Source organism: Paractinoplanes brasiliensis (assembly GCF_004362215.1).
GTDB lineage: Bacteria > Actinomycetota > Actinomycetes > Mycobacteriales > Micromonosporaceae > Actinoplanes > Actinoplanes brasiliensis.
In genome coordinates, this window is the sequence record NZ_SNWR01000001.1 from 6,641,856 (window position 1) to 6,668,697 (window position 26,842).

Below are 26,842 nucleotides of genomic sequence, written 5' to 3' on the forward strand. Positions count from 1 at the left end.
GTTCATGGCTGGTCGTGGACGCCCGAAGGTGCCGTTGGTGTTGACCGAGGATGAGCGGGTCACGTTGGTGCGGTGGTCTCGCCGGGCGAAGTCGTCGCAGGCTCTGGCGGTGCGGTGCCGGATCGTGTTGGGTTGTGCGGAGGATGAGGGTCTGCGCTCGAACAAGGACGTCGCGGCGCAGTTGGGGATCTGGCCGCAGACGGTGACCAAGTGGCGCGGGCGTTTCCTCGAGCGCCGTTTGGACGGCCTGGTCGACGAGCAACGGCCCGGCGCGCCCCGCAAGATCAGCGACGAGCGGATCGAGGACGTGGTCGTCAAGACGCTGGAATCGACCCCGGGTAACGCGACGCACTGGTCTCGGGCATCGATGGCCGAACAGTCGGGGTTATCGAAGTCGACGGTTGGCCGGGTGTGGAAGGCGTTCGGGCTCAAGCCGCATCTGGTCGATACGTTCAAGCTCAGTAACGATCCGCAGTTCATCGACAAGGTTCGTGACGTGGTCGGGCTGTACTTGGACCCGCCGGAGAAGGCCCTCGTGCTGGCGGTCGACGAGAAGTCGCAGATTCAAGCCCTCGACCGCTCGGCGCCGGTGCTGCCGATGATGCCGGGCATGCCCGAACGGCGTACTCACGACTACGTCCGGCACGGCATCACCACGCTGTTCGCCGCTCTGGACGTGGCCACCGGTACCGTGATCGGCTCGATCCACCGCCGGCACCGGGCGATCGAGTTCAAGAAGTTCCTCACCAAACTCGACCACGAAATACCCGCCGACCTCGACATCCATCTGATCTGCGACAACTACGGCACCCACAAACACCCCAGCGTCCGGCAGTGGCTGACCGCGCATCCCCGCTTCCACATGCATTTCACCCCGACCTACTCCAGCTGGCTCAACCAGGTGGAACGCTGGTTCGGTCTGCTCACCGACCAGAAGATCCGCCGCGGCGCCCACCGATCGATCCAAGCGCTGGAGAAAGACATCCGCTCCTGGATCGACCAGTGGAACAGCGACCCGAAACCCTTTATCTGGACCAAAACCGCTGACGAGATCCTCGAACGTCTCGCCTCATATCTTCAACGAATTCCTGGCGCAGGACACTAGTGTCGCGTGTCTTAAGTTACTTGACGGTTCAGGTGCGTAAGAACGAGGCATGTCGGTTGCTGCGCCGTTGGTTTTGCGTCCTGGTGATGGTGCTCGTCTTCGCGCGCTGACGCGGTCGTCGTCGGCGCCTGCAGGCCATGTGCAGCGGGCCCGGATGGTGCTGCTGGCCGCAGATGGCTTGCCGAACGCGGAGATCGGCAGGCGGGTGGGGATGACCCGGCAGACGGTGATCGCCTGGCGGGCCCGATACGAGGCCGGCGGGATCGGCGCTCTGGCGGAGCTGCCCCGTTCGGGCCGGCCGCCGGTCATCGACGAGTCGGCGGTGATCACCTCGACGCTGAACCCGCCACCGGACGGGCTTGGGGTGACGCACTGGTCAGCGCGGCTGCTCTCGGATCACTTGACCCAAGGTGGGATGCCGGTCAGCTTCGCCGAGGTCGCCCGGATCTGGCGGGACTGGGGCCTGCAATCCCATCGGGCCGAGACGTTCAAGTTCTCCACCGATCCGCAGCTGGAAGCCAAGATCCGTGACGTCGTCGGTCTTTACCTCGATCCGCCGGTCAACGCCGTCGTCGTGTGTGTGGACGAGAAGTCGCAGATCCAGGCCCTCGACCGCACCGCGCCGCTGCTACCGATGCGTTTCAACCAGGCCGAGAAACGCACCCACGACTACAAGCGGCACGGCACCACGACCCTGTTCGCCGCTCTCGAGGTCGCGACCGGGAAGATCACCGCGGACGCCTGCTACCAGCGGCATCGCAACGGCGAGTTCCTGGCATTCCTCAAACAGGTCACCAAAGCCCATCCGCGAGTGAAACTGCACGTGATCGCGGACAACTACGCCACCCACAACCACCCGAACGTCGAAGCCTGGCTGGCCCGCAACCCGCGGATCACCATGCACTTCACCCCAACCAGCGCCTCCTGGATGAACATGGTCGAGATCTTCTTCGGCATCATCACCCGCCAAGCCATCCGCCGAGCCACCTTCACCAGCGTGGCCGACCTGATCGGCGCGATCCGAACGTTCATCGACGCCTACAACCAGCGCTGCGAACCGTTCCACTGGACCAAGACCGCCGACCAGATCCTCACCAAAGCCAACCGTCAAAAGACCTCAGACACGCGACACTAGATAGCCCGGCGAAGGTACAGATGAGCGGCATTTTGCCATGTCGGAGAGCTGGTGGTCGGCCCTAGTGTGCGGACTTCTTTGGCCGAGTAAATGCAGGCAGGAGGATGTCCTGCGACTCGGCGGTTGTCTCGTGCAGCTCACCCAGATGCGTCGGCAGACCGGCTTCGGCCGGGCCGCTTCTTGATTACGTATAGCTTTTCTTAGCCAGACTCTTCTGTCGTAGTGCAGTGAAACGGTCTGAAGCCAACCTTTCGGGCGTTCATTGCTGTGCGGGCGGCGGTCGGCGGTGTGGCCGGGGTGGGCGCCGTGGGCGTCTGCCCGCGTGGTGTACGCGTCTGCGGGGCCGTAGCGGGTCTCCGGGGTCAAGGGCCGCCCGCAGGGCGGTCGCTGTGGCGACGCGGTAGCGCCCTTGAGGCCGGAGGGGAGGCCTCGTACCCTCGCGGCGCCGGCCGCTGCTGATCTCCTCTGGGTGCGTGGACGTTGTTCCGCCGGTTCGTTTGTGCGCTCGGTCCGCGTGCGGTCGTGGTCGTGCGTGGGGGTTGCTGTCACCGTTGCTGTCACGATCGATGATCGCGACTCTTCGGAGCGATGAACCCGCCTGATATCGCAGGTGAAGTTGGGTGTGACGTAGCGCAACAGCCGGTCGCGGCCATACGTACTATGTGCTCGCCGGTGAAACGCCGGTACTTGTACACAACAACAATGAAGAGTGCCCCACTGCGACTCAGAAGCGGAATTCGTCCGGAACCGCGACCGGTGGCGATGGTTTGCCAATGGTTGACGGAAGGTGGTTGCGCGGGTCACACGTAAATGCAGGATTAATTCCACTTCAGATTGCTGATCAGCTGCGCGACAGGGAATTCAAGAGCTTTCGGGATTTCCGTCAGGCATTCTGGAGCGCAGTCGGAAACGATCCGCATCTTGCGAGCCAGTTTTCTGCCTCGAATCAAGCTAATATGCTTTCTGGAAAAGCGCCATTCGTGGCCCCGATTCAGCAGTATCGTGGCGCAACGCGAAACACGTTGCATCACGTCACGCCGATATCCCAGGGCGGTGGAGTATATGACCTTGATAATCTGGTCGTAGTGACGCCGAGATATCATGCTGACATTCTGGATCCCGAGTTCCACGGAGGGGGCTGACCTGTGATCGAGAGCGAACTTCGCGCTAGGTGTCTTGAGCTCGTGCACATGATTCGGTCGGGCGCCGGCTCTGAAGAGGAAGGCGACCGATATTTCGAGGAGTTGCAGCGGATCAAGCCCAACCCGAACTGGGCCGACATCATGTTCTACAGATTCCCGGACCTTTCCGATGAGGAGGTTGTGGAGGAAGGGTTGGCGTATCGGCCGATGGCCCTATAAGTCGCGACGAGACTTTCTTACGGATGTGTCCGGTCCAGGGGCAGGCCGTTCCAGTCGGGTGCTGCGGTATCCACGGAACGTCGTTTTTCGCGTTCCCATGCGCTGGGAATAGATACTCCGCGCGAGTCGGTGTCGCAGTTAAGAAGTGTGCCGAGGAGAATGGCATGTCTTGGTTGGGGCATGCGATTGTGAAGGCAATGCCGTGCCGCGTCAGCGGTGCGGCGGCGATCGCCGGACGCCGCCGGGCGGCCTGCGCGCGGCCGTAGACGTTGAGCGCGTGCGCGCGGGCGGCGCTCAGCTGGTCACCGGGACTGGGAGACCGGCCATGTGCTGTCGCGGCGGATCAGCTCCGCGGGGATCTTTTCCACCCGGGGGGCGGTGTTGGGTGGGGGTGGGTCGAGGGCGAGTTCCATTGCTCGTTTTCCCAGGTCGGTCAGTGGCAGGCGGATTGACGTCAGGGCGGGTGTGACGTCGCGGGCTATGGGCATGTCGTCGAAGCCGATCACGCTCAGGAAGCGGCCTGCGGTGCGCATCGCGGCGAGGGCGCCCACGGCCATGGAGTCGTTGAGGGCGGCGATCGCGGTGATGGTCGGGTCTGAGGCCAGCAATGCTGCCGCGGCGGCCTCGCCGCCGTCGCGGGTGAAGTCGGCGTGGGTGACGGTCAGGGTGCGGCCGTGAGAGGTGGCGGCGCGTTGCAGGCCCGCCAGGCGGTCGGCCGTCGTGGTCAGGGCGGCGGGGCCGGCGATCACCCCGACCGATGTGTGGCCCAGCTCGAACAGGTGGGAGCCGGCCAGGTAGCCGCCCTCCTCGTTGGCGGGCAGCACCGCGTCGCAGGCGTGGTGGTGGCGGCCGATCACCGCTATGCGGCCGCCGGTGGCTTCGAAGGCGGTCATCCGGGCGTCGAGTTCCTGTTCGGCGTCCGACGACAGGTAGCCGGAGCCTGCGACCACGATCGCGGCGACCTGGTGGGCGTGCAGCAGGTCGATGTATTCCAGTTCGCGGGCCGGTTCGCGGAACGTGTTGCAGATGATGGTGAGGCGGCCGCCGGCCGTAGCCACCTGTTGCAGGCCGCGGGTGATTTCGGCGAAGTACGGGTCGGACACGTCGTGGACGAGCACGCCGACGGCGTTGCGGTTGGAGCGGGCCAGCATCTGCGCGTGCGCGTTGGGCACGTAACGCAATTCGGCCACCGCGGCCAGCACCCGGGCGCGCAGTTCCTCCGTCACCGGCTTGGGGCTGCCGTTGATGATGCGCGAGGCGGTCGCCGTGGACACCCCGGCGCGGCGGGCCACATCGGCCAACGTAGCCACTACCACCTCCGGTGAAGGAAACCCGCTGAGGATACCGCCGGCGGTCTTGCCCGCCCGGCACCACGCCCCGTACGGTATCAGGAAAGCGCTTACCTAAGCGGTTTGCGAGCGAAGCGGAGGCTGGGAAGAGCATGGACCGCACCCCACTCGGCATTGTCCTCAACGGCGTCACCGGCCGGATGGGGCTGCGTCAGCACCTGATCCGTTCGATCCTGGCCATCCGCGAGGACGGCGGCCTCCCGCTGCGCGACGGCACCGTGCTGTGGCCCGAGCCCGTGCTCGTCGGCCGCAGCGAGGCCAAACTCCGGGCGATCGCCGACCGGCACGGCCTGACCGACTGGACCACCGACCTCGACGGCGCGCTGGCCCGCGAGGACGTGCGGGTCTACTTCGACGCCCAGGTCACCTCGGCCCGGGTCAAGGCGCTGCGCACGGCGATCGAGGCGGGCAAGCACATCTACACCGAGAAACCGGTCGCCGAGAGCCTGGCCGAGGCGGTCGATCTGGCCCGGACGGCTGACGAGGCCGGCATCAAGCACGGCGTGGTGCAGGACAAACTGTTCCTGCCGGGCCTGCAGAAACTGCTCCGGCTGGTGCGGGGCGGATTCTTCGGGCGCATTCTCTCCGTACGGGGGGAATTCGGCTATTGGGTTTTCGAGGGTGACTGGCAGGCCGCGCAACGCCCCTCCTGGAACTACCGTGCGGCGGACGGCGGGGGCATCACGCTCGACATGTTCCCGCATTGGCACTACGTGCTGGAGCAGATCTTCGGGCCCGTACGCGCCGTGACCGCTCGCTCGGTGACCCACATCGACCGCCGCTGGGACGAGGCCGGCGACCCGTACGCGGCAACCGCTGACGACGCCGTCTACGGCCTGTTCGAGCTCGACGGCGGCGTCATGGCGCAGATCAACAGCTCCTGGGCCGTACGGGTGAACCGCGACGAACTGGTGGAGTTCCAGGTCGACGGCACCCATGGCAGCGCGGTCGCCGGTCTGCACCACTGCCGCATCCAGCCGCGCGCCGCCACCCCCAAGCCGGTCTGGGACCCGGACGTGCCGACCGCGCAGCGTTTCCGCGAGCAGTGGCAGCAGGTGCCCGACAACGAGGTCTTCGTCAACGGCTTCCGCGCGCAGTGGGAGCGGTTCCTGCGGTACGTGGCCGAGGACGGGCCCTACACCGGCGACCTGTGGGCGGGGGCGCGCGGCGTGCAGGTGGCCGAGCTGGGCCTGCAGTCCTCGCGGGAGGGCCGCCGCCTGGAGATCCCGGAGCTGGACCAATGAGGTTCAGCGAACGAGGCCCCGAGCAGACGCCGGTGAGGTTCAGCGGAGACGGTCGCGAGCGGACGCCGGTGAGGTTCAGCGGACGAGGCCAGGAGCACACACCGATGAGGTTCAGCGGACGCGGCCGGGAGTACGCGCCGGGCAAGCCGTTCACCAGCCGGATCGCGTACGCCGCCGCCCCCGTGACCGCCGACGGGGAGGGCGAGAACATCCCGGGCGCCCCGGCCGCGCTCGACTGGGACACCACGCTCAAATTCCGGCACCACCTGTGGTCGTACGGGTTCGGGGTGGCCGAGGCGATGGACACCGCTCAGCGTGGGGCGGGACTCGACTACCCGGCCACCCGTGAGCTGATCCGCCGCAGCGCCGCCGAGGCCCGTACGGTCGGCGGGGCGATCGTGGCCGGCGTCGGCACCGACCAGCTGCCGGCCGGTCCGGCCACGCTCGACGAGATCACCAAGGCCTACCTGGAACAGCTGCACGATGTACGCGATGCCGGGGCGACGCCCGTGCTGATGTGCAGCCGGCACCTGGCCGCGGCCGCGCGCGACGCCGACGACTACAAGCGCGTCTACGGCGAGCTGCTGTCGCAGGCGGACGGGCCGGTCCTGCTGCACTGGCTGGGCGAGGCGTTCGATCCCGCGCTGGCCGGTTACTGGGGCAACCACGACGCCGTGCTCGAGATCATCGACGAGCACCGCGAGCGGGTGGCCGGGATCAAGCTGTCGTTGCTCGACGCGGACCACGAGGTCGAGATGCGGCGGCGGCTCCCTCCGGGCGTACGCATGTTCACCGGCGACGACTTCAACTACCCGTCGCTGATCCTCGGCGACGACCACGGCCACTCCGAGGCGTTGCTGGGCGTGCTCGCGGTCATCGCCCCACCCGCGGCGGCGGCGCTGCGGGCACTCGACGAGGGCGACGTGACGGCGTACGGGGAAATCATGGAACCGACGCTGCCGCTTGCCCGGCACCTTTTCGCGGCGCCGACCTACCACTACAAGACCGGAATCGTGTTCCTGAACTGGCTCGCGGGCCATCAGGATCACCTCACGATGGTCAACGGCGCGCAGTCGGGGCGCTCGCCGCGGCACCTGCTCACGTTGATGCGGCTGGCCGACGAGGCCGGGTTGCTGCCCGACGCCGAACTGGCCGAGCATCGTGCCGGCGCCTGGCTGACGACGGTGGGGCTGAACCGATGAGGGGTTTCTCGCTCAACCAGGCCACCACCAAACGCTGGCCCCTCGACGAGCTCGTGCCCGGGTGTGCCGCCGCGGGGGTCGAGGCGGTCGGCCTGTGGCGCGAAGAGGTCACCGAGTACGGCACGGAGAAGGCCGCTTCCCTCGTACGCGATGCCGGCCTCACGGTGTCGTCGCTGTGCCGGGGCGGGTTCTTCCACGACACCGGCTGGTACGACGAGAACCGGCGCGCCATCGAGCAGGCACATACCCTCGGGACCGACACGCTCGTCCTGGTCAGCGGCGGGCTGCCCGGTTCGAGCCGCGACCTCGACGCCGCCCGCCGGCACGTGGGCGACGCGATCGGCGCGCTGGTTCCCGACGCGCTGGCCGCCGGCGTACGCCTGGCCGTCGAACCGCTGCACCCGATGTTCTGCTCCGACCGCTGTGTGGTGGCCACGCTCGGGCAGGCGCTGCGGCTGGCCCAGCCCTACCCGGCCGAGGCGGTCGGCGTGGTGATCGACACCTATCACCTGTGGTGGGACGACACGGTGTGGGACGGGATCGCCACGGCCGGGCGGCAGGGGCGGATCGCGTCGTTCCAGCTGGCCGACTGGATCACCCCGTTGCCGTCCGGTGTGCTGCTGGGGCGGGGGCTGCCCGGCACGGGTTCGGTCGACCTGCGGCGCTTCGCCAGGGCCGTACGGGAAACCGGCTACGACGGCCATGTCGAGGTCGAGGTGTTCCACGAGGAGGTGTGGTCGCGCCCCGGCCCCGAGGTGCTGGCCGAGGCGCTCGCCGGATACCAGGCGGCCGTCGCGTGACCTTCCTGCGCGTAGGGGGCGCCCTCGTCGCGACGTACGTCGTCGACCCCCCGCTCGACATCCGGCTCGCGCCGCGGCCCTACCTGCATCCCGTACGCACCCTGGGCGGCGCCGTGGTGACCGACGAGCTCTGCTTCGACCACCCCTGGCACCTCGGGGCGTCGGTGACGGTCGCCGACGTCAACGGCTGGAACCTCTGGGGCGGCCGCACGTTCGTCCGCGACCAGGGCTACACCTGGCTCGACGACCACGGCGCGATCCGGCACGACGGCTGGCTCTCCGCCCGGGGTGGCCTGTCGGAGAAGCTGCGCTGGTGTGACGGCGACGACCGCACCCTGCTGACCGAGCGGCGCGACATCACGGCGTCCGCGGCCCCCGGCGGGTGGGAGCTGTCCTTCCGGTACGCGTTGACGACCGCCCCGGGCCTGGAGGTGTCGCTCGGCAGCCCAGCCACCCACGGGCGTACGGGGGAAGCGGGTTACGGCGGTTTTTTCTGGCGCTTGCCGGCCGGCCGGGCCGTCACCGACCAGCCACACGGAAGCACCGCGCCGTCGGTGACCGTCACGGTCGACGACCGCTACGCGCTCACGTTCGCGGGGCTGGCCGGTGCGGACCGCTGGTTCCTCCGCACCGGCGGCTACAACGGGGTGTGCGCCGCCCTGGCCTGGGAGAAGCCGCTGGTCATCCCGGCGGGGGAGACCCTGGCCCGCCACCTCCGCGTGCTGATCCGCGACCTCGTCTGAGCGGAAGCCGGCCGGGGCGACAGCACGTCGGCGGTCGAGCGGAACCCGTACGGGCGAAAGGCCTGGACCGGCCGGCCGCCCGGGTCGCCGCGTCACGCGATCCGTCGATGGGTCCTTGATCGGACAGCCTCACCATGCCTCGGCGGTCCTACTGTGAGTCATGACCCAGGCTGTTTCGCTCACTGATTTCCTCGGCTCGACCGAGGTCGGGCGGCTCACGATCGCCCAGCGGAAACTGATTGCCGAGCAGGCCCGGCTCGTTCTCGAACAGAGCTATGCGCTGCTGCCGTTCAAGATGGCCCGGTACGGCATCAACCCGTTGCAGCGTCTGCGATTGCTGTCGCAGCGCCTCGACCGCGACGGCGACCCCGGGCTCGAGTGGCGCCTGCACTCCGAGCTCGTCGACATCTTCAACTCGCTCCGTGACCTGCACACCCGGTACACGCTGCCGCAGCCGTTCAACGGCGTCGCCGTGTTCCTGCCGTTCCTGCTCAAGGAGTTCACCGAGGACGGCCGCCCGCGCTACCTGGTCAGCCGCCGTCAGGCCGGCCAGCCCGAACTCGACCACGCCGAGTTCCGCTTCGGCGTCGAGCTCACACATTGGAACGGCGTGCCGATCGCGCGGGCCGTCGAACGCTTCGGCGAGCGGCTGCCCGGCGCCAACGCCGACGCGCGCCACGCCCGCGCGGTGCAGATGTTCACCGTACGGTCGTTGGCCTTCGCGCCCCCGCCCGACGAGGAGTGGATCACCATCGGGTATCTGGACGCCTCCGGCCGGGCCCGCGAGATCCGGATGACCTGGAACGCGACCCCGATCGCGGTCGCCACCGAAAGCCCCGCCCCGGCCGACGTGCAGCTCGGCGTCGACATCGAGGGCGCCCAACTGGCCCGGCTGCGGGCCGAACTGTTCGCTCCGGAGGCCGTGGCCGCCGAGGAAAGCGGGCAGGAAATCGTCGCCGACGACCCGGACGTGGTCCCGGTGAGCCCCGACCTGGCCACCGTCTTCGAGGCGCGGCGCGTCACCGTCGGCTCGCGCACGGTCGGGCACCTGCGGATCCGCACGTTCATGCCTACCGGTGGCGGCATCGTCGCGTTCGTCCGCGAGTTCACCCGGCTGCTCGGCGCGCTGCCCCAGGACGGGCTCGTGCTCGACGTACGCGGCAACGGCGGCGGCGCGGTCGTCGCCTCCGAACTGTGCCTGCAGGCGCTCACCGCCCGCCCCGTCGAACCGGAACCCGCCCAGTTCGCCGTCACCCCGCTCAACCTGCGCCTGTGCCGCACCCGCGACGACCTGGAGCGCTGGCTCCCGTCGATGGACCAGGCGCTCGAGTCGGGCGCGCCCTACTCGGCCGGCATCCCGTTCACCGAACGCGAATGGTTCGACGCCGTGCCGCAGTCCTACTTCGGCCCGGTCGTGCTGCTCACCGACGCCCGCTGCTACTCCGCCACCGACATCTTCGCGGCCGGTTTCCAGGACAACGGCATCGGCCTCGTGCTCGGCACCGACGGCAACACCGGCGCCGGCGGCGGCAACGTGTGGCAGCTGGGCGACCTGATCGGCTCGCTGCCCGGGTCGTTCCAGCCGCTGCCGCTGGGCGCCGGCGTCTCCCTGGTCATCCGCCGGCTGCTGCGGGTCGGCGCCAAGGCGGGCACCCCGCTGGAGGACTACGGCGTCGTGCCCGACAAACGCCACAGCCCGACCCGCCGCGACATCCTCGCCAACGACGCCGACCTGCTGACGGAGGCGGTGGCCCTGCTCGACAAGTCGCCCGCCCGCCGCTTCGACGTCACGCTGTCCCCGTCGGGCGACGACCTGACGGCCACGTTCGACGTGCTGGGCATCGACCGCGCCGACATCGAGGTCGACGGCCGCCCCCGCTGCAGCGCCGACCTGGACGGGTCGCCTGTCGTGGTCGTCGGCTGCGGGTCTGCCCGGGTGGTCCGGGTCCGAGGCTTCGACGACGGGACGGTGGTGGGGCTGCGGACGTTCGTCCGTAAGGGCGGGGGGTTGCAGTTGCTGGGAACGCTCGAAGACTGATCAGGGATGGGAGCGTCGCTGGGTTGTCCTTGATCTGGCAGTCACGGCCGCGGCGGTGGCTTACCGTGGCGGCAAACACGGGGAGGAGAACAAGGATGAGCGTTTCGTCGATATCGGTCCGTATTGCGGTACTGGCTTTGCTTGTTGCGCTCGTGACGGTGGTGGCCCTTGTCGTGGGGGACGGCAGCCCGGCGGATGGTCTGTCGACCGCGACCAAGATTTACGTCGGCTGAGTCCGGGCGGCGCGGCGGTCCGCGCGCTGGTGGTGGCCGTGCCTCGCACCGTTATCTTGGGTTGGTGCGAACAGTGGAGGTCACCACGCCCAGCGGGCAGCGGTGGGGTGTGCGCGTGGTGTGGGAGCCGCGGTGGCGGGTCATGGCTCGGCGGTTCGGGGGGTGGCGGGCCAAGCGGCGCCACGACGACGTCGGGCCTGGTGACGTGCTGAGCGGCGGGGCCGATGTCAGCTCCAACGTCGGCAGCAGCGGCGGCAGTGGGAGCAGCGGGATCAGTGACGAGCTCGCGGTCATCGCGGTGGTGTTGTTCGCGCTGGTGGCCGTGGGCGTCGTGTTCTGGTGGGTGCTGCTCCCGCTGCTGCTGATCATCTTGGACGGGCTCATCGTGCTGGCGCTGCTGCTCGTGTCGGTGGTGGCGCGGGTCTTGTTCCGGCGTCCCTGGATGGTGCGGGCCACCTCCGGCCGGGGTGAGGTGACCGAGGTCGAGGTGGTCGGGTGGCGGGCCGCGCTGCGCCGCCGGGACGAGATCGCCGAGTCGCTGCGCACCGGGCTGAAGCCCGCGCCCCACAGCGTCATCGTGTAGCCGGCACGCCGTCGAACAGGTCGGAGTGAGCACGCCGGCGCCCATGCACTGGAACGGGCCGGCGCGCCGCTGACAAGCGTGGGCGCCCCAGGGTCCGGCTTGCCGTCGAACAGCGGGACGAACGGGTCTGTGCCCGTCAGGGCACCGGGAGGCGGTGGTGTTCCGGCTTGGTTGCCCAGCCGACGCCCATCTCGGAGGGGAGCATGAGTGTCTCGGCGGACTGCCGCAGCAACGCGTTGATGCCCGGGATGGTGCGTCCGGACGCGTCGACGAGCTGCGGGATGGGCGCGTCGGGCTGGGTCAGGGCCTCGAGCACCGTGGTGAAGTCGATCGTCGACTCCAGGGGGACCAGCAGGCCGGCGCCCGATGAACGGTGGTCGAGCAAGTTGGTCAGCAGGTCGGTGCGCCCGGGCACCTCGACCAGTTCCGGGTCGCCGGGCAGGGCCAGCCGGTCGGTCGGGTATTCGAGCCGGGCCCGCCCGTTCGGCCCGCGGGCGTCGATCTCGCCCGCGATGAAGTCCTCGCCGGCCAGCGTGACCGCGACCAGCAGCGGCAGCCCGCTGTCGAACGTGATGCGCGCGAACGCCGTGTCCTCCACCTCGATCGGCCGTACGCGGTAGCGCTCCACCTCGAGCAGGCGGGGCCGCCCGGATCCGGCCGCCGCCCCGGCCGCCAGGGCCTGCATCACCGCGTGGGCGAGCGGGTTGACCAGGGCGCCGTCGACCACGGGGCGGCCGTTGACCGTACGGCGTCCGGCCCAGGGCGCGCGGGCGTAGTAGGCGTCGTCCCGCTTCCACGACGCCACCGCGGTCAGGGCGGTGACCGACGGGTCGAGCGCGGAGCGGAAGCGGGACCAGGCCTGCGACCCGAGCGCCTGGAAGCCGACCTGACAGGCCCGTCCGGCCCGGGACACGGCGTCGACCAGGGTGTGGTGCGCGGCCACCGATGTCACCGGCGGCTTCTCGAGCAGCAGGTCGCAGCCGGCGTCGAGCGCATCGAGGGCGATCGGCAGGTGGGTGTGCGGCGGCGTGCAGATCACCACCACGTCGGGGCGGGTCTCGGCGAGCAGGGCCCGGTGGTCGGTGAAGGCGGGCGCGTCGGGCGGGGGATCGATCGGTTGCAGGTCGGCCAGGCCCACCAGTTCCACTGAGGGCGACAAATCGGCAATGCGGCGGCGGTGCCAGCGCCCGTGCCCGTTGGCCCCGATCAGGCCAACCCGCGCCTTCACGCGACACCGGCCAATGTGGCTGCCACGCCGTGCTTTTGCAGGGCAGTCAGCCACTCCACCAGCACGGCGCGCAACTCCACGTCGTCTGCCAGCGCCGGCGTGAAAACCGTGTCCAGCCCGAGCAAGGCGTCCACCACACCCTCAGGAGTTGTGGGCGCGGCCGCGAGCCGGGCCCGGATCCGGTCGGCCAGGGGGTCGTCCAGCGGCAGCGGCTGCCCGTCGTCGGCCACCCCCTGCACGAATCGCATCCACGCCGCCACGATCAGGGCGCCCCACCGGGGCATCGCACCGGCGGCTCGCCTGTCCTGGATCGTCTGCAGCACCCGCTGCGGCAGCTTCTGCGAACCGTCGGTGGCCACCTGCACGGTCCGGTACGCGATGGCCGGGTTCTCGAACCGCGTCAAGACCTCTTCCCCGTACGCGACGGTGTCGACCCCGGACGGCGGAGCGAAACTGGGTGCCACGTCGGAGGCGATGTACTCCCGTACGACCGGACGTAGCCCCGGCATCCGCAGGGCCGAGTCGATGGTGGTGTGCCCGGCCAGCGCCCCCAGGTAGGCGATCGCCGAGTGCACGCCGTTGAGGGTGCGCAGCTTCAACCGCTCGTACGGGCGGGGGTCATCAGTCATGACCGCCCCGGCCTGTTCCCAGGCGGGCCGCCCGGCGGGGAAGTCGTCCTCGATCACCCACGCCGAGTACGGCTCGCCGCAGACCGCCGCCCGATCCCGTACGCCCAAAGCCTCTGCCGCCATCGCGGAGAAGGCTGGTGTGGTGGCCGGCACGATGCGGTCGACCATCGAGCCGGGGAACGTGACGCTCTCGCGCACCCAGTCGCCGATCGCCGTGGCCGCGGCGAGGGTCTCGATCAGCCCGCGCAGCCGGTGCCCGTTGGCCGGCAGGTTGTCGCAGCTGGCCAGCGCGATCGGTCCCGCGTCGGCGCGCCGCCGTGCGCACAGCCCCCGGATCAGCAGGCCCGGCACGGTCTGCGGGGGCCGGCCGGTTTCGAGGTCGGCGCGCAGCTCGTCGTCGAGCAGCAGCCGCCCGGTGGCCGCGTCGAGCTTGTAGCCCTTCTCGGTCACGGTGAGCGTGACAATCTTGATGGCCGGGTCGGCGATCCGCGCCACCACGGCGTCCGGGCCGGCGGCGGCCCGCAGCTGCCCGGCCGACGAGCCGATGACCCGGGTGCCGCGGCCGCCGGGTCCCAGCGTCGTCACACTGAACAGCCCGTCCTGCGCGCGCATTGCTTCGACGACCTGCGGCGAGCGCGGCGCGACACCGACGATGCCCCAGCCGCCACCGGCCGCGGCCATCGCGTCCTCGGTGAAGACCGCCTGGTGTGCCCGGTGGAAGGCGCCGAGTCCCAGGTGGACGATCCCGGCGGCGGGCGCGTCGATGCGCGGACGCGCCGAGACGGGCACGGTGGAAAGCGTCTTGCGGCTCAGTTCCATGCCGGGCCGTCCGGGAACGAGAACTCGGCGATCGACGCGGCCCGCATGTCGGAGCTGTAGCCCGCTCTCGTGGGCACCAGGTAACGGCCTTCCCGCGTACGCACCGGGTCCTCGAAGTGTTCGTGCAGGTGATCGACGTACTCGATCATGCGCCCGTCCAGCGACGTGCCCACCCGCAGATAGTCGAAGATCGCGATGTGCTGGACCAGCTCGCACAGCCCCACGCCGCCCGAGTGCGGGCAGACCGGCACCCCGAACTTGGCCGCCAGCAGCAGTTCGGCCAGCACCTCGGGGATCCCCGCGACCCGGCACGCGTCGACCTGCATCACCCCGATCGCGCCGGCTTGCAGGAGTTGCTTGAAGACGACCCGGTTCGCCGCCACTTCACCGGTCGCCACCCGTACGGGGGAAACGGCTCTTTGAATGCGGGCGTGCCCGAGCACGTCGTCGGGATGGGTGGGCTCCTCGATCCAATAGGGGTCGAACTCGGCAAGCCGGGCCATGTTCGCGATCGCCTCGTCCACGCCCCAGATCTGGTTGGCGTCCATCATCAGCAGCGCGTCCGGTCCGATCTCGGCGCGGATGATCCCGGCCCGCCGCACGTCGTCCTCGATCGGGCCGCCGACCTTCATCTTCATGGCGCGCCAGCCCTCCGCGTACGCCTGCCGGGTCAGCGCCCGAACCTTCTCGTCGGGGTAGCCCAGCCAGCCGACGCTGGTCGTGTACGACGGGAAGCCCTCGCGCCGCAGTTCCTCGAGGCGCTCGGAGAGACCGGCCCGGCCCTTGTCGAGGATCGCCGCGGCTTCGCCGGGGGTGAGCGCGTCCGAAATATGCCGGAAGTCCACGGCAGCAACAAGATCCTCGGTCGGGAGCTCAGCCAGGAACTGCCACATCGGCTTGCCCGCGAGCTTGGCCCGCGCGTCCCACACGGCGTTGACCACAGCGCCGGTCGCCATGTGCAGGGCGCCCTTCTCCGGCCCGATCCAGCGCAGCTGCGGATGAGCGGTCAAAGCGCGCAGAAAGGCCAAGGGGTCACCGTCGAGGTCCACGCCGATCAGGGTCGGCGCCAGGGCCCGTACGGCGGCACAGGTGATCTCGTTGCCCTGCCCGTTGGTGAACGTGAACCCGGTGCCGGCCACCCCGCCGTCGGTGGAGAGCTCGACATAGGTGGCCGAGTAGTCGCCCCGGTTGATCGAGTCGGAGCCGTCCCCGGCCGCCGCGGTCGGGAACCGTACGTCGTGCACGTCGACACCCGTGATGGTGGTCATCTCTTCTCCAGCCTGAAGATCCGCTTGGGCAGGTGGTAAGCCAGGTCGGCCATCGTCTCGGCCGCCTCCGGGAACGGCAGGCGGTCCTGCACGACGAGGGAGGCCAGGTACGCCGCGTCGACCCGGCGGGCGACGTCGTGGCGTACGGGAATGGAACAGAACGCCCGGGTGTCGTCGACGAAACCCGCCGTGTTGTAGAAGCCGGCCGAGTCGGTGACGGCCTCACGGAAGCGGCGCATCGCGTCGGGCGTGTCGAGGAACCACCACGGCGCGCCCAGGAACAGCGCCGGATACCCGCCGGCCAGGGGGGCCAGTTCGCGGCTGAACGCGGTCTCGTCGAGCGTGTAGAGCACGACCCGCAGGCGAGGGTCCATCCCGTGCGCGTCCAGCAGCGGCCGCAAGGCCCGGACGTAATCGGTGGCCATCGGGATGTCGCCGCCCACGTCCCGGCCGTGCGCGGCGAACAGCGCGCGGTTGTGGTCCCGCGACGCGCCCGGGTGCAACTGCATGACCAGGCCGTCGTCGATCGACATGCGGGCGAACTCGAGGATCATGTGCGCGCGGAACGTCTCGGCGTCGTCCGCGGTCGCCTCCCCGCGTAACCCGCGTTCGTAGAGCTCGGCGGCCTCGGCGGGGGAGAGCGCCACCGTACGGGCGGTGGGGTGCCCATGGTCCGACGAGGTCGCGCCGGCCTCGATGAACGCCTCGCGCCGGCGTCGAAGCGCGTCCAGGTAACCCGCGTACGTCGTGGTGTCCTCGCCGGCCAGCTCGCCCATCCGCGCCACGTTCCCGGCCCAGCCGTCGCGTTCCAGGTCGACCACGTCGTCGGGGCGGAACGTGGTGATCACCCGGCCGCCCGGCCCGCCCCACCCGTCGGCGGCCAGCTTGGCGTGCCGGGACAGGTCGTCGGTGGGGGACTCGGTGGTGGCCAGCACCTCGATGCCGAAGCGCTCGAACAGGGCCCGCGGGCGGAACCCGGGCTCGGCCAGGCGGGCGGAGATCGCGTCGTACACGTCGTCGGCCGTGTCCTTGGTGAGCGGGATGTCGACCTGGAAGACCGTGCGGAACGTCTGCTCCAGCCACAGCCGCGACGGGGTGCCGCGGAACAGGCGCCAGTTCGCGGCGAGCAGGCGCCAGATCGTACGGGGGTCGGTCTCGACCGGGCCGCCGTCGCGCCGGGGCACACCCAGGCGGTCCGGTGGGATGCCCTGGCTGAGCAGCATGCGCGTTACGTAGTGGTCGGGCACGATCAGCAGCCGGGCCGGGTCGCCGAACGGTTCGTCGTCGGCGAGCAGCGCCGGGTCGACGTGTCCGTGCGGGCTGATCAGGGGCAGGTCGCGCGCCACCGCGTACAGGTCGCGGGCGATGCCGGCGTGCCGCGGGTCGGTGACGAAGATGGGGTCGGGCACGGGCGGTTACTCCTTCTTGAGCAGGTCGTCGACCCGTACGGGGGTGGCGTCCCGCAGGCTCTGGTTGGCGGCCAGGCCGGTGAGCAGGGCCAGGGCGCCGTCGCGGGCGGTGGCCGACCGGTTCATCGGGTCCTTGTGCCCGCCCAGCAGCACGCCGGTGAGGCGTTTGTCGGCGCCGCCGTGGCCCTCGCGGTCGACCGGCTGCAGTTCGACGGCGTACGGCGGGGTCCAGTACGGCCGGATGGTCAGCCTCACCGATCCCGGCTCGGGACTGGCCCCGTGCTTCACCATGTCCGCCGCGGCCGGGCTGACGTGGTCGCTCTCGACAACTTCGAGCTCGAGCCGGCCCTTGCTGCCGTTGACCATGAGCCGGTAGCCCTCCCAGGGGGCGTACGCGGTCAGGTGGTACGTCATGGTGGCGCCGGTGTCGTAGCGGACCAGCACCGCCAGGTCGTCCTCGATGGTCACGCCGGGGGCGAAGACGTCCTGGTCGCGGCGGTAGCCGTCCTCGGCCGACGGGCCTTCGTACAGGGCTTGCAGCCTCGGGTCGGCCGTCAGGTCGAGCGCGAACCGCTCCCGCGGGTGCTGCCGGCCGCGCCCGTGGTCGCCGTAGAAGAACAGCCGGCCGGAGGCGAAGACCTCGACCGGCGCGGCGCCCAGCCACCAGTTGACCAGGTCGAAGTGGTGCCCCGACTTGTGCACGAGCAGGCCGCCCGAGCTGGCCTTGTCGCGGTGCCAGCGGCGGAAGTAGTCGGCGCCGTGCCGCACGTCGAGCAGCCACTCGAAGTGCACCGAGCCGATCTCGCCGATCTCGCCGCTCGCCAGCAACGAGCGGACCACCTCGTGCACCGGATTGAACCGGTAGTTGAAGGCGACCTGCACGCGGCGGCCGGTGCGTTCGACGGCGTCGAGGATGCGCCGGCAGCCGGCGGCGTCGACGGTCATCGGCTTCTCGGTGACGACGTCGCAGCCGGCCTCGAGCGCGGTGACGATGTGGCCGGCGTGGGTGCTGTCCACGCTGGTGACGATCAGCTCGTCGACCCGCTGCTCGGTCAGCATCCGGTGCAGGTCGGCGGCCTGGTAGGTCGGTACGGGGTGCTCGAGCCAGCCGTTGTGGACGTCCATGCGGGCCTGGTTGACGTCGGCCAGGGCGACCAGTTCGGCGGTGTCGGCATGGTCGTCGGTGACCGCGCGGATGAACATCTCGGCGCGCGATCCGGTGCCGATGACGGCTATCCGGCGGCGGGTGTCTGCGGGCATGCGGGTCCTCCGGGGCTGACGGCTCTTCCGGCGGTTCTCGGTTCGTGCGGCTCGGCCGCGGTTCTCGGTTCGTGCGTGCGGCTCGACGGCTGTCTTCGGGGCGTCGGTGGCGCAGCAAAGGTTTGCAGGGAAGTTAGGCCGATCGATCCCTTGACGTCAATGATGGTGGTCGTATGATCCGATTTTGTCCAAGTAAGAGCGTGTTATCAGTGCCCGTTGGCAATTTCTCCGCAACAGAACGGCATTGACAGTCGTGCAACCGCTTGCATTAATGGCTGTCATCACGTGACCGGGGCCACAGGGCCGAGGCGAGGGAGGCACGCATGGCCGTCACCATCCGCGACGTGGCGCGGGCGTCCGGCGTGCACATCTCCACCGTGTCCCGCACGTTCTCGGCCCCGCACCTGGTCAACCCGAACACCCGCAGCCGAGTGCTCGCCTGCGCCGAGCAGCTGGGCTACCGCCCCAACCGGGCCGCCCGCGCGCTGATCACCGGCCGCACCTACAACATCGGCCTGATCGTGGCCGACATCGCCAACCCGTTCTTCCCGCCGCTGATCAAGGCGGCGGAGAGCCAGGCCCGCAAGCACGACCACCACATCTTCGTCGCCGACACCAACGAGGACGCGGCGCTCGAGGAAGAGGTGGTGCGCGCCCTGGCCAAACAGGTCGACGGCGTGCTGCTCGTCAGCCCCCGGATGAGCAACGCGCTGATCGAGCAGCTCAGCCGCGAGGTGCCGCTGGTCGTGGTCAACCGGCAGATCGCCGGCATCCCGGCCGTCGTCATGGACGTCGCCCGCGGCGCCCGGTCGGCGCTGGAACACCTCACAGCGCTCGGCCACCGCCGGATAGCCCTGCTCAGCGGCCCCCGCGGGTCGTGGACCAGCCGGGAGATCCGCCGCTCGGCCGCCGCGACCGCGAAGGCCGCCGGGGCCGAGCTCAGCATCATCGGCCCCAACCCGCCGACCGAGGGTGGCGGGCTCACGATCGCCGAGGACGTGTTGCGGGCCGGCGCCACCGCCGTGCTCGCCTACAACGACCTCATGGCGATCGGCCTCATCGAGGGTCTGCTGGCCGCCGGGGCCCGGGTGCCCCAGGACGTCAGCGTCGTCGGGATCGACGACATCATGCTCAGCCGGCTCACCCGCCCGAAGCTGACCACGGTGGCGACCCCCACCGCCGCCGCCGGTCGGGCGGCCGTCGACATGCTCCTCGCGCATGGCGACGACCGTCGCACCACCGCCCAGATTCAACTGCAGACCGAACTGGTCATACGCGACTCGACGGGGCGGGGCCCGGGTCCGCACAGCCCTGCGGACCCGGGCACGTAAACGCCCCCGACGGTGTCGCTTCTGCGAAGGAGAAGCGCCATGGAGCCCATCACGCGGGGCGTCACGCCCGCCAAACGTACTACCCGGCGGCGGTTGCTCGCCGCCGCCCTGACCGTCCCGCTCCTGCTCGGCGCCGCGGCCTGCGGCGGTGACGACGGGGGCGGCGACTCCGGCAAGGTGGAACTGTCGATCTTCTGGTGGGGCGCCGAGAAACGCGCCGAACTGACCGACCAGGCGCTCGCGCTCTACACCCGGAAACACCCGGACGTCACGTTCAAGAAGACCTGGCAGGGAAACCAGGGCTACTTCGACAAGCTGGCCACCCTCACCGCGGGCGGCAACGCCCCCGACATCTTCCAGATCGACGACAACTACATCTCCGAGTACGCCGGCCGCGGCGTCACGCTGGACCTCAACCCGTACGCCGAAAGCGGCAAGCTCGACGTCAGCAAGTTCCCCGACAGCCTGCGCAAGTACGGCGAGGTCGACGGCAAGCTGGCCGGCGTGGCCATGGGCGAGAACACCCAGGGCCTGGTCTACAACAAGACCCTGCTGGCCAAGCACAACCTGCCCGAGCCCAAGACCGGGATGAGCTGGGAGGAGTTCATCGACTGGGCGGCTGACGTGTCGAAGAAGGCCAAGCTGCCCGGCACCCAGGATGCCAGCGCGGTCTACCAGGCGCTCTGGGTCTTCCTGCGGCAGAACGGCAAGGACCTGTACGCGGGCAAGCAGCTCGGCTTCGACGAGGCCGACATGACCAAGTGGTTCACGCTCTGGAAGGACGCCCGAGCCAAGGGGGCCACGCCGACGCCGGACGTCATCCACGAGGGCAACGCCAGCGACGTCAGCAAGCAGCTGATCGTGACGGGCAAGGCCGGCACGTCGTGGGTCTGGACCAACCAGATGCCCGAGCTGAAGAAGAACACCGACGACGAGCTGGGCCTGATGGCGTACCCGGGTGACTCGAGCGTGCAGTGGGCGCGCGCGTCGCTGTACTTCTCGGCGTTCCGCGGCAGCAAGCACAAGGACACCGCCGTCGACGTGATCAACTTCCTGGCCAACGACCCGGAGGCCGCGAAGATCCTCGGCACCGACCGGGGCCTGCCGCCCAACATCGAGATCCGTCAGCAGGTCGCGGCGACCGTGACCGACCCCAACATGAAGCAGACGATCGCCGTCCAGGACGAGCTCGGCAAGCAGTTCGGGCCCAACCCGCCGACGGTGCCGCCGCAGGGCCACAGCAAGGTGCGTTCCGAGCTGGTCCGGGTGGCCGAAGAGGTCGTCTACGGGCGGCAGACCCCGGAGCAGGCCGCGGCGGCGTACGTCTCCGCCGCCAAGGCGGCGATCGGCGCCTCGTGACCGCCTCCACGCTCACCCGTGACCCCGCTGCCCCCGCCGCTCACCGGCCGGGGCGGCGGGTCCGCCGGCGCCGCGAGAACGTCGCCGGGTACGTCTTCCTCTCGCCGTGGCTGCTGGGCCTGCTCGGGGTGACCGCGATCCCGATGCTCATCTCGCTCTACCTGAGCTTCACCGACTACAGCCCGCTGATCTCACTGGGCGACGCGAGCTGGGTCGGGCTGGACAACTACCGGCGGATGTTCACCGCCGACCAGTCGTACTGGCACGCGGTCACCGTGACCATCACGTTCGCGCTGGTGGCCGTGCCGCTCAAGCTGGCCGCCGCGCTGGGAGTCGCGCTGCTGCTGAACCGGACGATGCGCGGCATCTCGCTGTTCCGCGGGCTGTTCTACCTGCCCTCGCTGCTCGGCGGCAGCGTCGCGCTGGCCATCGTGTGGGTCAGCATGTTCAACCGGGAAGGGGCCTTCAACTCGTTCCTGGCCCTGTTCGGCATCCAGGGCCTGCCGTGGGTCAACGACCCCGACTGGGCGCTGTACACGCTGATCCTGCTCGCGGTCTGGCAGTTCGGCGCGCCCATGGTGATCTTCCTGGCCGGCCTCAAGCAGGTGCCGGTCGAGCTGTACGAGGCGGCGTCGGTCGACGGCGCGAGCCCGTGGCGCAAGTTCGTGCACATCACGCTGCCGATGCTGTCGCCGGTCATCTTCTTCAACCTGGTGCTCGAGACGATCAACGGCTTCCAGGGCTTCACGTCGGCGTTCGTGCTCTCCAACGGCACCGGCGGGCCGGTCGACTCCACGCTCATGTACACGCTGAACCTCTACATCAAGGGGTTCGTCGAGCTCGACATGGGTTACGCGTCCGCCCTGGCCTGGGTGTTCCTGCTCGTGATCGGCCTGATCACCGTGGTGCTGTTCTCGACGGGCCGGTTCTGGGTCCACTACTCCGACAACGAGGAGCGGTGATGCGTTCGTACGCCCGTCTTGTCGCCCTGCTGTTGATCCTCGCGGTAGTGCTCTATCCGCTGGTGTGGATGGTCGGCACGTCGGTCAAGTCGCCGTCCGAGATCGTCAGCAACATCGGGTTGATCCCGCGCGAGTTCACCCCCGGCAACTTCGCCGAGGGCTGGACCAAGTTCGACGTCAGCTTCGGGCGCTTCTTCGTCAACAGCGCGGTCGTGTCGCTGCTGACCGTGCTCGGCAACACGATCTCGTGCCTGCTGGCGGCGTACGCTCTCGGTCGTCTGCGCTTCCGGCTGCGCGGCGTCTGGTTCGCAGTCATGATCGGCACGCTGCTGCTTCCCGGCCACGTGCTGATCATCCCGCAGTACATCCTGTTCCGGACGCTCGGCTGGGTCGGCGGGGACTGGCCCTACCTGCCCCTGCTGGTGCCGGCGTTCCTGGCCACCGAGGCGTTCTTCGTGTTCCTGATCGTGCAGTTCATGCGCGGCATCCCCCGCGAGCTGGACGAGGCCGCGGTGATCGACGGCGCTTCCCCGTACGGGATCTTCCGGCACGTCATCCTGCCGCTGTCCCGGCCCGCCCTGGTCACAACGGCGATCTTCTCGTTCATCTGGACCTGGAACGACTTCTTCCGCCAGCTGGTCTTCCTCTCCGAGCTCAAGGACTACACGGCGCCGGTGGCCCTGACCCTGTTCATCGACTCCACCAGCGAGAGCGCGGTCGGCCCGATGTTCGCGATGTCGTTGCTGTCGCTGATCCCGGTGTTCCTGTTCTTCGTGGCGTTCCAGCGGCTGCTGGTCGAAGGCATCAACACCAGCGGCCTGAAGGGATGACCGCATGCCCCACGACTGGCGCGACTCGTTGCGGCCGGCGGCAGACCTGGCCCTGCTCGGCATCCTGGTCACCCTCGCCTGCCTGCCGGTCCTGACAGCCGGGGCGGCAGTGGGGACGGGCAGCGCGGCCGTGCACAAGCTGCTCACCTTCGGCCGCTGGCCGACGGCGGCGGAGTGTTGGACGTCGTTCCGTACCCGCCTTCTGCCCGGCTGGTGGGCCGGCCCGGTCGTGCTGGTTCTGGCGTGGCTTCTCGCCGTCGACGCGGCCGCGGTCAACCGAGAAGCGGTCCCCGGCGGCCGCCCCCTGGTCGTCGCGCTGCTCGTCCTGGCCTCGGCCGGCGCCGGTTTCCTGGCGATGGTTGCCGGGATGTCGGGCTTCTCCAACCCCGATCCCGTACGGGGGTCTCGCGCTTCCGCCGAGCCGCGTCCGCTACGGCAGGCACGCGCTCTCGTGGCGGCCCGCCCCGGCGCACTGCTCGCCACCACCGGGGTGGTCCTGCTGGTGGCGTTGCTGGCGCTCCTGCTTCACCCCGCCCTGGTGCCGGTGCTGGCCGGGTACGCCCTGTTCGCGGTGCACGCCGTCCTGCACCGCCTCACCCCGCGAACGGTCAGTTCCCCCGTACGGGGTCCGGCCGGTCCCGATGTGCTGAACTGGGTGCATGCTGATGCGTCCCGCGGAGTTGGCAGCGATCCGGGCCGGTGAGGTCGACCTGGCGTTCCGGCGGTGGGACCGGCCCCGGCTCAAGGTCGGCACCAAGATGCGTACGGCGGTGGGGCTGGTCGAGGTCACGTCGGTTGACCGTGTGCCGGTGAGTTCGCTGACCGCTGCGGATGCCCGGCGGGCCGGGGCGGCTTCGCTGGCGGCGCTGCGGCAGGGGCTGGACCGCGTACACCCCGAACGGCCGGTGTATCGGGTCGGGCTGCGGTACGCCGGTGCCGACCCGCGTCAGGTGTTGCGGGAGGCGGTTCCCGACGCGGCGGAGCTCGACAGCATCGGGACCCGGCTCGACCGTCTCGACCGCGCCTCGCCGAGCGGGCCGTGGACCCGGGCGACGCTGCTGCTGATCGACGAACTGCCCGCCACCCGGGCGCCTGAGCTCGCCCAACGCCTGGGCCGAGACACCCCGTCGTTCAAACAGAACGTCCGCAAGCTCAAGGAGCGCGGCCTGACCGAGTCGCTCGACATCGGCTACCGCCTCTCAGCCCGGGGCGCCGCCTTCCTCGACCACGAAGGACATCCGCGGTCGCCCGCCACTCCGCGGCCGGGAACCCCACTGCCGCACCTCGGCGCTCCCGCGACCCGCGCGCTCGCCGCCCGTGGCGTGGCCAGCCTCGAACAGGTAGCCGACCTCACCGCCGCCGAGGTGCAGGCACTCCACGGGGTGGGCCCGTACGCGTTGCGCCACCTGCGCGCCGCACTGGACGCGGCCGGCCTCACGTTCCGCGAACCCTCGCCCTGAACGACTGTCAGCCGGTGAAGGGCTGGGGTGGCCGGCGCAGGACTGGTGGCAGCGGGGGGCTCCCAGAGAGCGTGACTGACAGCCACACCTGCGACGGCCGTGACCTCACTCGGGCTTGTCCACGAACTCCAGCGCGGCGGTGGCGAAGAGCGGGGACGTGAACAGGTTGTAGTGGGTGAGGCCGGGGAGGATGGCCAGCGCGTGGCCGCCCTTGGGACGGCCCTCGCCCATCCAGCCGCCGTCGCGCAGGCCGCCGTCGAGCAGTTCGAAGACCTCGACGAAGTGGGAGGGCGGGCACATGTCGGCGTCGGCCGCCATGATCAGGGTCGGGACCTGCAGGTTGCGGACCTCCTCGGTGTAGTCGAAGTCGACGGCCATCGCCTTTCCGATCTTGCCGAGCAGGCGGGGAAAGTCCTCCGGGCGGGGCGCGACCCGCGAGTACAGCTCGTACATCGGGGTCTCCTTCATGAACTCCGCCGCCTCGGGGCCGACCTGGCCCTGCTGCTCGAGGATCTCGGGGTACGTCGCGCTGCGGCGGATGCCGGCCGAGGCCGAGACCAGGCGCCCGACCTTCTGCGGGTGGCGGATCGCCAGCAGCAGCGCGACCCCGCCGCCCAGCGAGTAGCCGACCACGTCCGGCTTCTCGAGGCCGAGGTGGTCGATCAGCGCGGCGACGTCGTCGGCCATGAACTTGATGTCGAGCGGGCGGTCGATGTCCGCCGTACGGCCGTGTCCTTGCAGGTCGATCAGGATGACCTGGTGTCCTTCGGCGAACTGGCCGATGATCGGGCCGAACATCTCGCCCGAGCCGAGGCCGCCGTGCAGCAGGATCAGCGGGCGGCCCTCGCCGTGCGTCTCGTAGTACAGGTTGATCCCGTTGACCTCGGCGTACGAGCCGTTGCCGTGCTGCTCGGCGGTCCAGGTGGTGGTCATCTCGTGCTCCTTCGTCGTCAGTTGCGGGTAGGACCGGGGCCGACGGCGGAACTCATCGGTGCGCGGGGAAGTTTTTGTCGTACCCCTGGACTAGTTTCGGTCTTGTGAGCGACGTGGCCACCCCGATCGAGACCCAGCTCGAGGCTTTCCGTCCCGAGCTGACCGGTTACTGCTATCGCATGCTCGGCTCCGCCTTCGAGGCCGAGGATGCCGTTCAGGACACCCTCGTGCGTGCCTGGAAGAGCTACGAGGGCTTCGAGGGCCGCTCGGCCCTGCGGTCCTGGCTCTATCGCATCGCCACCAATGTGTGCCTGACCATGCTGGGCAGCGCGCAGCGGCGGGCCCGCCCGATGGATCTCGCGCCCGCCGGGTCGGGTCACGCGGCCCACCCGGGGGAGCCTCGCCCCGATGAGATCTGGGTCGGCCCGGTGCCCGACGGGCGGGTGCTGGCCGCGGTGGCCGACCCGGCCCAGGTGGTGGCCGACCGCGAGTCGATCCGGCTGGCCTTCGTCGCCGCGCTGCAGCATCTGCCGCCCAAGCAGCGGGCCGTGCTGATCCTGCGCGAGGTGCTGGCGTGGTCGGCGCAAGAGGTGGCCGAGCTGCTCGATTTGTCGGTGGCGAGCGTCAACAGCGCGCTCCAGCGGGCCCGCGCCACGATCGCCTCGACCGACAAGGCGGCCCAGGTGCTCGAGCCCGACGACGAGGAACAGAAAAAGCTGCTCGCTCGCTACGTGCAGGCCTTCGAGTCATACGATTTGACCGCTCTGACGGCTTTGCTGCACGAGGATGCGACGCTGTCGATGCCGCCGCTGCCGCTGTGGCTGCGCGGCACCGACGACATCATCGCGTGGATGACTGGCACGGGCAGCGGTTGCGAGGGGTCGCGGCTGATCCCCGTGGTGGCCAGCGGGCTGCCCGCGTTCGGGCAGTATCGGGTGGCCGCCGACGGCGACGGGCACACGCCGTGGGCGCTGACCGTGCTCGAGATCTCAGACGGGCGGATCGCCGGCGTCAACAACTTCCTCGACACCGAGCGGCTGTTCCCACTGTTCGGGCTCCCCGAAAGGCTCCCGCGAGAGGAGGCCGCCTGATTCGTCCAGCGCGGCGAAAAAGCCGCCCAGCCCCATCAGCGCGAAAACGCCGAGCAGGTCGGCGCCGGCGCCGGTCAGCACAAAGCGGTGGCCGTGCCGCCCGGCGGTCATGCGCAGCCGGGCCAGCGCCTCGACGGTGACCACACTCGGGGCGACCGCGGTGACGTCACAGAGCACGTCACCCGGCCCGTCCCGCGCGCGTAGCAGGCCGGCCAGGTCCGCACACAGGCAGGGAATGTCCGCGCGGGTGACCCTCGCGCCGACGGCAAACAAGACCGTCATACCGCATACGACTCGCCGGCCCCGCAAAACTCATCGCCGCCGCCTGTCGCCCGTCGCCCGCTGCCTGCTGGCCGAAGGCCGAGCGTCGCGGGCCGGCGGATCGCCGGCGGCTGGGCTGGGCCGGGCCGGTGGACGGGTGCGGCGGGGCTGGAGCCGGGCATTTCGGGCTGGGGTGGTGCGGTTGGCTG

The 26,842-nt window shown here is 69.9% G+C and carries 26 protein-coding genes; 18 read left to right on the forward strand and 8 right to left on the reverse strand.

What is annotated here, in order from left to right; all coding sequences use genetic code 11:
- Positions 1-4 precede the first annotated feature (4 nt).
- The 4 genes from C8E87_RS29800 to C8E87_RS29815 all read left to right on the forward strand — a co-directional run bounded on the left by C8E87_RS29800 (position 5) and on the right by C8E87_RS29815 (position 3,601).
- Positions 5-1,105 carry an IS630 family transposase gene (locus tag C8E87_RS29800; RefSeq protein ID WP_133876152.1) on the forward strand — a complete coding sequence of 367 codons (1,101 nt, stop codon included), beginning with the start codon at positions 5-7 and terminating at the stop codon, positions 1,103-1,105.
- Between the two features lie 49 nt (positions 1,106-1,154).
- On the forward strand, positions 1,155-2,240 hold the full coding sequence (locus C8E87_RS29805; protein WP_133876153.1) for an IS630 family transposase: 1,086 nt from the start codon (positions 1,155-1,157) through the stop codon (positions 2,238-2,240).
- Positions 2,241-2,902: 662 nt separating this feature from the next.
- Positions 2,903-3,382 (forward strand): pyocin-S2/colicin E7-DNase domain-containing protein, encoded by a 480-nt coding sequence (locus C8E87_RS29810; protein ID WP_341771751.1) that lies wholly within the window; start codon positions 2,903-2,905, stop codon positions 3,380-3,382.
- Positions 3,383-3,385: 3 nt separating this feature from the next.
- Complete coding sequence (locus C8E87_RS29815) at positions 3,386-3,601, forward strand: hypothetical protein (protein ID WP_133876155.1); 216 nt, start codon at positions 3,386-3,388, stop codon at positions 3,599-3,601.
- Between the two features lie 302 nt (positions 3,602-3,903).
- Here C8E87_RS29815 and C8E87_RS29820 read toward each other — a convergent pair whose 3' ends face one another.
- A complete protein-coding gene (locus C8E87_RS29820; protein ID WP_133876156.1) occupies positions 3,904-4,911 on the reverse strand; it encodes a LacI family DNA-binding transcriptional regulator in 1,008 nt (335 codons plus the stop codon).
- 131 nt (positions 4,912-5,042) lie between these two features.
- Between C8E87_RS29820 and C8E87_RS29825 the strand changes: the two genes are divergently transcribed.
- The 7 genes from C8E87_RS29825 to C8E87_RS29850 all read left to right on the forward strand — a co-directional run bounded on the left by C8E87_RS29825 (position 5,043) and on the right by C8E87_RS29850 (position 11,793).
- Positions 5,043-6,194: a Gfo/Idh/MocA family protein gene (locus tag C8E87_RS29825; RefSeq protein WP_133876157.1), complete on the forward strand. Its 1,152-nt coding sequence runs from the start codon at positions 5,043-5,045 to the stop codon at positions 6,192-6,194.
- Between the two features lie 104 nt (positions 6,195-6,298).
- Positions 6,299-7,396, forward strand: a complete 1,098-nt coding sequence (locus tag C8E87_RS29830; RefSeq protein WP_133876158.1) for a DUF993 family protein — start codon at positions 6,299-6,301, stop codon at positions 7,394-7,396.
- A complete protein-coding gene (locus C8E87_RS29835; protein WP_133876159.1) occupies positions 7,393-8,196 on the forward strand; it encodes a sugar phosphate isomerase/epimerase family protein in 804 nt (267 codons plus the stop codon). The genes C8E87_RS29830 and C8E87_RS29835 overlap by 4 nt, the downstream gene beginning before the upstream one ends.
- The gene (locus C8E87_RS29840) at positions 8,193-8,939 is read left to right on the forward strand and encodes a DUF6807 domain-containing protein (protein WP_133876160.1); all 747 of its coding nucleotides are present in this window, start codon (positions 8,193-8,195) and stop codon (positions 8,937-8,939) included. The genes C8E87_RS29835 and C8E87_RS29840 overlap by 4 nt, the downstream gene beginning before the upstream one ends.
- A 160-nt stretch (positions 8,940-9,099) precedes the next feature.
- Positions 9,100-10,977 (forward strand): S41 family peptidase, encoded by a 1,878-nt coding sequence (locus tag C8E87_RS29845; RefSeq protein WP_133876161.1) that lies wholly within the window; start codon positions 9,100-9,102, stop codon positions 10,975-10,977.
- A 95-nt stretch (positions 10,978-11,072) separates the two neighbouring features.
- Entirely contained in the window at positions 11,073-11,210 is a 138-nt protein-coding gene (locus C8E87_RS43895) for a hypothetical protein (RefSeq protein ID WP_166661288.1), read from the forward strand.
- 64 nt (positions 11,211-11,274) lie between these two features.
- Positions 11,275-11,793: a hypothetical protein gene (locus C8E87_RS29850; RefSeq protein WP_133876162.1), complete on the forward strand. Its 519-nt coding sequence runs from the start codon at positions 11,275-11,277 to the stop codon at positions 11,791-11,793.
- 136 nt (positions 11,794-11,929) lie between these two features.
- On the opposite strand, the gene C8E87_RS29855 is transcribed toward C8E87_RS29850, so the two are convergent.
- The 5 genes from C8E87_RS29855 to C8E87_RS29875 are packed head-to-tail and all read right to left on the reverse strand — an operon-like array spanning position 11,930 to position 18,406.
- Positions 11,930-13,021 carry a Gfo/Idh/MocA family protein gene (locus tag C8E87_RS29855; protein ID WP_133876163.1) on the reverse strand — a complete coding sequence of 364 codons (1,092 nt, stop codon included), beginning with the start codon at positions 13,019-13,021 and terminating at the stop codon, positions 11,930-11,932.
- Positions 13,018-14,469 carry a mannitol dehydrogenase family protein gene (locus C8E87_RS29860; RefSeq protein ID WP_133876164.1) on the reverse strand — a complete coding sequence of 484 codons (1,452 nt, stop codon included), beginning with the start codon at positions 14,467-14,469 and terminating at the stop codon, positions 13,018-13,020. The genes C8E87_RS29855 and C8E87_RS29860 overlap by 4 nt, the downstream gene beginning before the upstream one ends.
- Positions 14,460-15,737 (reverse strand): enolase C-terminal domain-like protein, encoded by a 1,278-nt coding sequence (locus C8E87_RS29865; RefSeq protein WP_133876165.1) that lies wholly within the window; start codon positions 15,735-15,737, stop codon positions 14,460-14,462. Before C8E87_RS29865 ends, C8E87_RS29860 begins: the two co-directional genes overlap by 10 nt.
- The gene (uxaC, locus tag C8E87_RS29870; protein WP_133876166.1) at positions 15,734-17,146 is read right to left on the reverse strand and encodes a glucuronate isomerase; all 1,413 of its coding nucleotides are present in this window, start codon (positions 17,144-17,146) and stop codon (positions 15,734-15,736) included. The genes C8E87_RS29865 and uxaC overlap by 4 nt, the downstream gene beginning before the upstream one ends.
- 6 nt (positions 17,147-17,152) lie before the next feature.
- Positions 17,153-18,406 carry a Gfo/Idh/MocA family protein gene (locus tag C8E87_RS29875; RefSeq protein WP_133876167.1) on the reverse strand — a complete coding sequence of 418 codons (1,254 nt, stop codon included), beginning with the start codon at positions 18,404-18,406 and terminating at the stop codon, positions 17,153-17,155.
- 323 nt (positions 18,407-18,729) lie between these two features.
- Here C8E87_RS29875 and C8E87_RS29880 point away from each other — a divergent pair, with 323 nt between their 5' ends.
- From C8E87_RS29880 to C8E87_RS29905, 6 genes are read left to right on the forward strand one after another with little or no spacing between them, the layout of a single operon-like run.
- The gene (locus C8E87_RS29880; protein ID WP_133876168.1) at positions 18,730-19,737 is read left to right on the forward strand and encodes a LacI family DNA-binding transcriptional regulator; all 1,008 of its coding nucleotides are present in this window, start codon (positions 18,730-18,732) and stop codon (positions 19,735-19,737) included.
- Positions 19,738-19,776: 39 nt separating this feature from the next.
- Positions 19,777-21,096 (forward strand): ABC transporter substrate-binding protein, encoded by a 1,320-nt coding sequence (locus tag C8E87_RS29885; protein WP_133876169.1) that lies wholly within the window; start codon positions 19,777-19,779, stop codon positions 21,094-21,096.
- On the forward strand, positions 21,093-22,058 hold the full coding sequence (locus C8E87_RS29890) for a carbohydrate ABC transporter permease (protein ID WP_133876170.1): 966 nt from the start codon (positions 21,093-21,095) through the stop codon (positions 22,056-22,058). Before C8E87_RS29885 ends, C8E87_RS29890 begins: the two co-directional genes overlap by 4 nt.
- On the forward strand, positions 22,058-22,888 hold the full coding sequence (locus C8E87_RS29895; RefSeq protein WP_133876171.1) for a carbohydrate ABC transporter permease: 831 nt from the start codon (positions 22,058-22,060) through the stop codon (positions 22,886-22,888). The genes C8E87_RS29890 and C8E87_RS29895 overlap by 1 nt, the downstream gene beginning before the upstream one ends.
- A 4-nt stretch (positions 22,889-22,892) precedes the next feature.
- The gene (locus tag C8E87_RS29900; RefSeq protein ID WP_133876172.1) at positions 22,893-23,591 is read left to right on the forward strand and encodes a hypothetical protein; all 699 of its coding nucleotides are present in this window, start codon (positions 22,893-22,895) and stop codon (positions 23,589-23,591) included.
- A complete protein-coding gene (locus C8E87_RS29905) occupies positions 23,548-24,348 on the forward strand; it encodes a hypothetical protein (protein ID WP_133876173.1) in 801 nt (266 codons plus the stop codon). The genes C8E87_RS29900 and C8E87_RS29905 overlap by 44 nt, the downstream gene beginning before the upstream one ends.
- A 105-nt stretch (positions 24,349-24,453) precedes the next feature.
- On the opposite strand, the gene C8E87_RS29910 is transcribed toward C8E87_RS29905, so the two are convergent.
- Entirely contained in the window at positions 24,454-25,281 is an 828-nt protein-coding gene (locus C8E87_RS29910; RefSeq protein ID WP_133876174.1) for an alpha/beta fold hydrolase, read from the reverse strand.
- A 104-nt stretch (positions 25,282-25,385) separates the two neighbouring features.
- Here C8E87_RS29910 and C8E87_RS29915 point away from each other — a divergent pair, with 104 nt between their 5' ends.
- The gene (locus C8E87_RS29915; protein ID WP_133876175.1) at positions 25,386-26,372 is read left to right on the forward strand and encodes a sigma-70 family RNA polymerase sigma factor; all 987 of its coding nucleotides are present in this window, start codon (positions 25,386-25,388) and stop codon (positions 26,370-26,372) included.
- Here C8E87_RS29915 and C8E87_RS29920 read toward each other — a convergent pair.
- Positions 26,271-26,654, reverse strand: coding sequence for an STAS domain-containing protein (locus C8E87_RS29920; RefSeq protein WP_133876176.1), 384 nt, complete (start codon positions 26,652-26,654; stop codon positions 26,271-26,273). The two genes, C8E87_RS29915 and C8E87_RS29920, sit on opposite strands and share 102 nt — an antisense overlap.
- Positions 26,655-26,842: the final 188 nt, after the last annotated feature.